Below are 5,856 nucleotides of genomic sequence, written 5' to 3'. Positions count from 1 at the left end.
CCAGCGGCTTTAAGCCCGGCGCTGACCGTTTCCGGCACGACCGGAACCGTCATTTTCGGTCTGCAGGCGGAGACGGCCGGCGATTACGACGTTCTGGCCCGCGGTTACGCCGTCATCGCCACGGCCTCACCCTCCTATCCGGTTTATAGCGATTCGATCGGCGGACAAGCCGAAAGCATCGACATGACAATCGACCCGGCCGACGATGATGACGACGATGACAATGACGACAACGACGACGACAACGACGACGACAACAACGATGACAACAATGACGATAACGACAATGACGATAATGACGACAACGACAATGACGACAACGACACCTCCGATGACGATGTCGCCGATGATGATGACGACGACGCCCACGATGACGACGATACGAACGGCGTCGCTGCCGATGATGACAACGATGATAACGGTTGCGGGTGTTGAACAGCCCCGGCAATCGGTGGAGTAATCGGCCACCGGCGATTATGCTGTAGCGAGGATCAACCCCAACCCGACAAATAAAGAGAAATCGCCGATGGAACCAGGGACTTTCCGCGAGAAGGCGCAGATTCCGGACGCGGCGGAAGTAGCCGCCACGCTCGGTAAGACATTCGGTTTATGGACCGCATTGAGAGCCGCGCTTCACGACCGGCTCGGGTCGCTCGACGAAGCCTGGAAGTTCTCGGGCAAGCAATACGGCTGGTCGTTGCAGCTCTCGCTGAAAAAGCGGGCCGTGGTCTATCTCACGCCATGTCCGGGTTTCTTCCGGGCTTCATTCGCTTTCAGCGATCAAGCTGTCGCCGCGGCGCGGCAAAGCGACTTGCCCGCGAAGCTGATTGAGGAAATCGAAAGCGCCCAAAAGTATCTGGAAGGACGCCCGGTAAGGGTTGAAGTGCGGAAAAAATCGGCTCTCGATCTGGTGTTAAAACTAGCTACGATCAAGCTGGCCTAAAAAACAGGGCGACCCTTTCGGGCCGCCCTGTTTTAGCGTCGATCTGTCGACTCAGCAGCCGCAGCCGCTATCGTCGTCATCATCATCGTCATCGACGGACGTGTCGTCGTCGGCGGCGTCATCATCGGCGGCGTCGTCGTCGGCCGCGTCGTCGTCGGCCGCGTCGTCATCGGCCGCGTCGTCGTCGGCCGCGTCGTCGTCGGCCGCGTCGTCGTCGGCCGCGTCATCGTCGGTCGTGTCGTCGTCGGCGGTATCGTCGTCGTCATCAGGCACACCGACCGTGCCTTGCAGCGTGAAGGCAACCGCCTGCTCGGTGATCGAGAAAGCCGTCGTCATGTTGGTCCAAGTCGTCGGCAAGGACAGGCCGCCGCCGGGATTGACGACTTTCGCGATTTCCAGGTTGGTCGCGTCGCTGACCAGGGTGCCCCACTGGCCACCAGTGGCATAGTCCATTTCCGGATAGCAGGAAATCCAGTACAGACCCGGGTCCAGGACGACCGGAGTCGTCAAGGCGATCTCGAAATCGTCGGCAGCCGGCAGGGTCACTTCGGGATCGGCCGGGGCAAAACCGGCGCCCCACACCAGATTGGTTTCTTCGTATTCGGGAACACCGTTCGGTACCCCGGAATTATCGCCGTAGATCTGGCACCAGATTGCCGTCGCATTGGTCAACGAAGTGAAACCATTCCAACCCGTGCCAAAAAAGTCGATTTCCTCGATCGACCAGGTCGAACCGGCCGGGACCTCGAAATCATCGGCGATGAAGATGTCGTAGGCATCATCCGCCGTCACGAAATTCTGGCAGGCATAGGCGTTGGTGTTCGTACCGCTCGGCGCTTGACTAATCAAATCAACCGCGAACGCCGGTACCGCCGCCAAAGTCAGGATCGCTACCAGTAAAAACAATTTGCGAAACATCTCTTTCTCCCCTTTTGGTTGGTTAAAATGCCCGCCCCGACGCCTATTCGATAACTCACTGGTGTCGATATCGCGATTGCCAAAAGCCCGGAGCAAGGATCCCACTAATCCCTGTCCGCATCATTGCTAAAGTAGCTTCGAGAATCAACAAGAAACGAAGCAAAAGGGTTATTTTTTACTCTCGCCACATCCCTTAAATTTTCGGCATTAATTTATTCGCTTACAATTCATTTAGTTACATTTTTATTCACACCACAAACAAATCACTTCAACCCCGGAAAATTTTTGCCGAAAACACGGCTTTGCGCTTAAAATTAGCCCTTCATTCGGCTGAGGAAATATCCTTGGGAGCCATTTTAGAATGACTCGGATACGCGATGGTCATTTCCTTTGAGAAAAGGACAACTCATGCAATTTGCACCGGACATCGACCGCGAATTCAACGAGCAATCCCTCCCGCAAATCGAAGAACGAAAGACAATCTTCATGAACGGTATGATGCTCATGGCCGTCATGTTGACAATTTACACAATCGCCCAAATCAGTATCCTGTATTCTTCCCACATCGAGGATTTGGTTGATCGATCGGCATTTGTCGTCTCCATTTATACCGATCTGTTCGTCTGCGTTATGCTGCTAGTTAATTATTTACATTTTAGAAAATACCATGAGGCAGCCGCCGAGGATCCGCGGATCTACAGCATTATGATCTGGACGATTGCTTTGCTGCTCATCGCCAGTCTCATCCACATTCACCTCGTCGGCAGTCAAAGTTCCCTTCATTACCTCTTGATCGTCGCCATCCTGCTTGTGGCTTCCTGGTTCTTTCGCTGGCGGGAAGTCCTGTTGTTTTTCTTGTTCGGACATCTCGGCCTGGCCGCGATGATCGCCCTGGAATCAACCGGCATTTTGACCTATGCGCCGCTTTTCGCCGAACACGACAAGCTGGCGCGGGTCTATCTCGATTGGCGCGTATTCGTCGGCCAAACGACCAATTACCTTTTTGTCCTGGTGATCTGCACCGGCCTCCTCTGGAAGATCAGACGCGTTCTGGAAAAATCAGAAAGCCTGCGCGAAGCGGCCAATCGAAAATTACGCCGGGAAATCGCCGAGCGGATTCAATCGGAAAAAGAAAAGGAAGTGTTGATCACCAAACTTCAGGAGTCGCTGGACCAGGTAAAAACTTTGAGCGGCTTGTTGCCGATCTGTTCGAAATGCAAAAACATTCGCGACGATCAGGGTTATTGGCAACAATTGGAAAGCTACCTGAAAAGACATTCGCCGGAAATCGAATTCACGCATGGCCTCTGCCCGAAATGCGCCGGGGAGCTTTATCCGTCGGAATTGCTGAAAAACGGCTAAGTGTTGAAATTCACTCTCGCTTGCAAAGTTCCGAATCTCAGGTTAATTGAAGAATCAGGAAAAAGAAGCGCCTTCCGGTGCAAACTAAGAGGTACATCATGGGCCATCTCGCGATGAAAGATTCGTATGCCGGCTTGCGGTCTCGACTCGATAAAAACCCGGTCGGCGCCCCCGATACCAAGGTGATGTACGACCTCCTGCGGATCGTGTTCACCGAGGAAGAAGCTCGGATCGGCGCGCAAATGCCGCTCCAGATGGCCGGGCTGGCGGAGATCGGGCGGCGCACCGGGATCGCGCCGGAAACGCTGAAATCCCGCCTGGAAGCCATGGCCGATAAAGGGTTGGTGTTTGATTTCGAAATCAATGGCAAAATGATGTACATGCTGGCGCCGACGATTGTCGGATTTTTCGAGTTTTCCATGATGCGCCGCCGCGATGACATCGATCAGAAACGCCTTGCGGGCCTGGTGCACGATGTCTTGCTGGGTGATTCGTCCTTCGCCAGTCAATTCCAGAACAGCGAAGCTTCGCCGTTCCGCGTCCGGGTTCACGAATCCGCGATCGCCGACGGCACCTTCACCGAGGTGCTCGATTACGAACGCGCCACGCGAATGATCGAGACCGCCGGGAAATGGTCGGTCGGACTTTGCCATTGTCGCCACGTGGCGCACCATCGCGGCGAGGATTGCCAGAAATTCTCGATGGAAACCTGCCTCAGTCTCGGCACGGGCGCCGAATGGACCGCGCGGCACGGCCTGGCCCGCGATATCGAAAAAAGCGAAGCCCTGGACCTCTTGGCCAGGGCGCACGATGCCGGCCTGGTTTACACGGGCGATAACGTGCAGCACCGCCCGACTTTCCTTTGCCTGTGCTGCAGTTGTTGCTGCGGCGTGCTCAATTCCTTTAAAAAATTCGGCCCGGTCGACCCGACTTTTTCGTCGAATTTTCAGGCGACCATCGATCCGGCGTCCTGTACCGGCTGCGGCAAATGCGCCAAGGCCTGTCCGGTGGGCGTCATCGACCAGTTCGAATCCCCGCATCCGGTCGGCGGACGGACCTTTAAAAAATTGTCGCGCGTCGACGAGTCGGTCTGCATCGGCTGCGGAGTTTGTCACGGCGCCTGCCGCTTCAACGCGCTGTCGATGAAGCCCCGGGCCAAACGTCGCATCACCCCCGAAACCGTGGTCAAACGGTTGCTGATTCACGCGGTCGACAACGGCAAGCTGCACACGGCGTTGATCGACGACACCCAAGGTTTCGGCCTACTGGCCGCCAACCGTCTGGTGGGCGCGATTCTGCACCTGCCGCCCGCCAAGCAACTGTTGGCCCGCCAACAACTTAAAAGCCGGTTCGTCGATTGGCTGTTAGCCGGGGCGAAGAAAAGAAAAATGGCGGGCGTGGATCTTTAAACCTTGTTCGGCGGCGGATTATTTTCCCGGCTCCGGAATGGTGACTAGAAATAGGCCGTCATTCCGACCAATGCATAATGAATCAGGGAGAAGGTATACACTTCGTCGTTGTCCGCGCCGCCTTCGAGCATTCGGTAACCGATCTTCAAGGCGAGGTGTTCGTTGAGGCGCGGGGTCACCGCTAAAAGCACGTCCTCGGCCCGGCCCTGCGGTGCGGCCAGCGCATCGCCTTCGAATAACAGAGCCCAGTTGGGTGCAAACAGCCAATTCAACCGAAAATTGATCAGCGGCACCGCGCCGGTATTCTTTTTTTCCGTGAATTCCGCGCCGTCGAGACTGATTGCCGCGTCGCGGATCTTGCCCGTGAGGCCGGCGCCGATTTCCAGTTTTTCCGAACGGTAAAAATCGTAACGGTAGGTCAGGCGATAGGAGTCGAAACGAAACGACGACCGCAAAGGCGTATCCGCCGCAAAGGTTTTACCGTTGAAATCGACCTCTCGGTCGATTTTTCCCGCCGACAGAATCGTCAATGGCGCATACAGAAAGGAAACGGTATGCCGTTCCAGAAACGTATCGCCTACCCGCAGGCGGTAAAACGGCGCCGGGTCGGCGCGCAATTCCTCCGACAAGCTAAATCGGGTGCCGGAATCGCCGGGAATCCGCGCGTCGTTGTACCCACTGATCGCCACCCCGGTTTCCGTATCGACAAACCAGGCGGCCGGCGCGACGGTGGCAAACACCAAAATCAGCAGACTCGTGAGAAGATATCCAGATGTTTTCATTCGCTTCTCGTTTTCTCGAAGAACCAGCCATTGCTTAATGAAAAACATAAGGATGAATGGAATTTAAGCAACCGCCAGCGCGCCGGCGATACGCCGCGCGAACGGTGATTTTCTACCGTCATTCGCGCCTCGCTTGACAGCCGCCGGTGCCGATGGTAGGCAATGGGTCGGTAGCAACTGAATCTAAATTCACTTTCATCAATCGTGACGCGGCGCCCCGCCGTCGGTGGAGGACCGTGATGAAATTTCGGCGGCTGAAAGACCAGCGGCGCGGCCAACTCATGGCTTCGGCCCTCGGCCTCTTCGCCGCGCGCGGCTTCTCCACCGTCGCGATCGCCGACATCACCCGCGCCGCCGGCCTGTCGGTCGGGGCCTTCTACCTTTACTTTCCCAATAAAGAGGAATTGCTGCGCCAACTGGTCGCCGAAGCGGGCCTGGCCCT

At 56.1% G+C, this 5,856-nt stretch carries 7 protein-coding genes; 5 read left to right on the top strand and 2 right to left on the bottom strand.

The genetic code is table 11. The annotated features are described in order from the left end of the window. Together GX444_19740 and GX444_19735 are read left to right on the top strand one after the other, a co-directional pair. Nucleotides 1–435: hypothetical protein (locus tag GX444_19740; GenBank protein NLH50813.1), on the top strand; the 435-nt coding region annotated here is incomplete at its 5' end. A 91-nt stretch (nucleotides 436–526) separates the two neighbouring features. Beyond that, nucleotides 527–943 carry a DUF3788 family protein gene (locus GX444_19735; GenBank protein ID NLH50812.1) on the top strand — a complete coding sequence of 139 codons (417 nt, stop codon included), beginning with the start codon at nucleotides 527–529 and terminating at the stop codon, nucleotides 941–943. A 51-nt stretch (nucleotides 944–994) separates the two neighbouring features. Here the strand turns inward: GX444_19735 and GX444_19730 are convergent, their stop codons facing one another. Further along, nucleotides 995–1,861, bottom strand: a complete 867-nt coding sequence (locus tag GX444_19730; protein ID NLH50811.1) for a hypothetical protein — start codon at nucleotides 1,859–1,861, stop codon at nucleotides 995–997. 705 nt (nucleotides 1,862–2,566) lie between these two features. Here GX444_19730 and GX444_19725 point away from each other — a divergent pair. Then, nucleotides 2,567–3,223 carry a hypothetical protein gene (locus tag GX444_19725; GenBank protein ID NLH50810.1) on the top strand — a complete coding sequence of 219 codons (657 nt, stop codon included), beginning with the start codon at nucleotides 2,567–2,569 and terminating at the stop codon, nucleotides 3,221–3,223. Nucleotides 3,224–3,321: 98 nt separating this feature from the next. Further along, nucleotides 3,322–4,632: a 4Fe-4S binding protein gene (locus GX444_19720; GenBank protein ID NLH50809.1), complete on the top strand. Its 1,311-nt coding sequence runs from the start codon at nucleotides 3,322–3,324 to the stop codon at nucleotides 4,630–4,632. Nucleotides 4,633–4,676: 44 nt separating this feature from the next. On the opposite strand, the gene GX444_19715 is transcribed toward GX444_19720, so the two are convergent. Beyond that, the gene (locus GX444_19715) at nucleotides 4,677–5,414 is read right to left on the bottom strand and encodes a hypothetical protein (protein NLH50808.1); all 738 of its coding nucleotides are present in this window, start codon (nucleotides 5,412–5,414) and stop codon (nucleotides 4,677–4,679) included. Between the two features lie 239 nt (nucleotides 5,415–5,653). Between GX444_19715 and GX444_19710 the strand changes: the two genes are divergently transcribed. Continuing rightward, the coding region (locus GX444_19710) for a helix-turn-helix transcriptional regulator (protein NLH50807.1) at nucleotides 5,654–5,856 on the top strand (203 nt) is incomplete at its 3' end.

It is taken from the genome of Myxococcales bacterium (assembly GCA_012517325.1).
Classification (GTDB): domain Bacteria; phylum Lernaellota; class Lernaellaia; order Lernaellales; family Lernaellaceae; genus JAAYVF01.
Note: the sequence above shows the minus strand (reverse complement) of the source record. Positions and strands in the feature narration are given on the sequence as shown.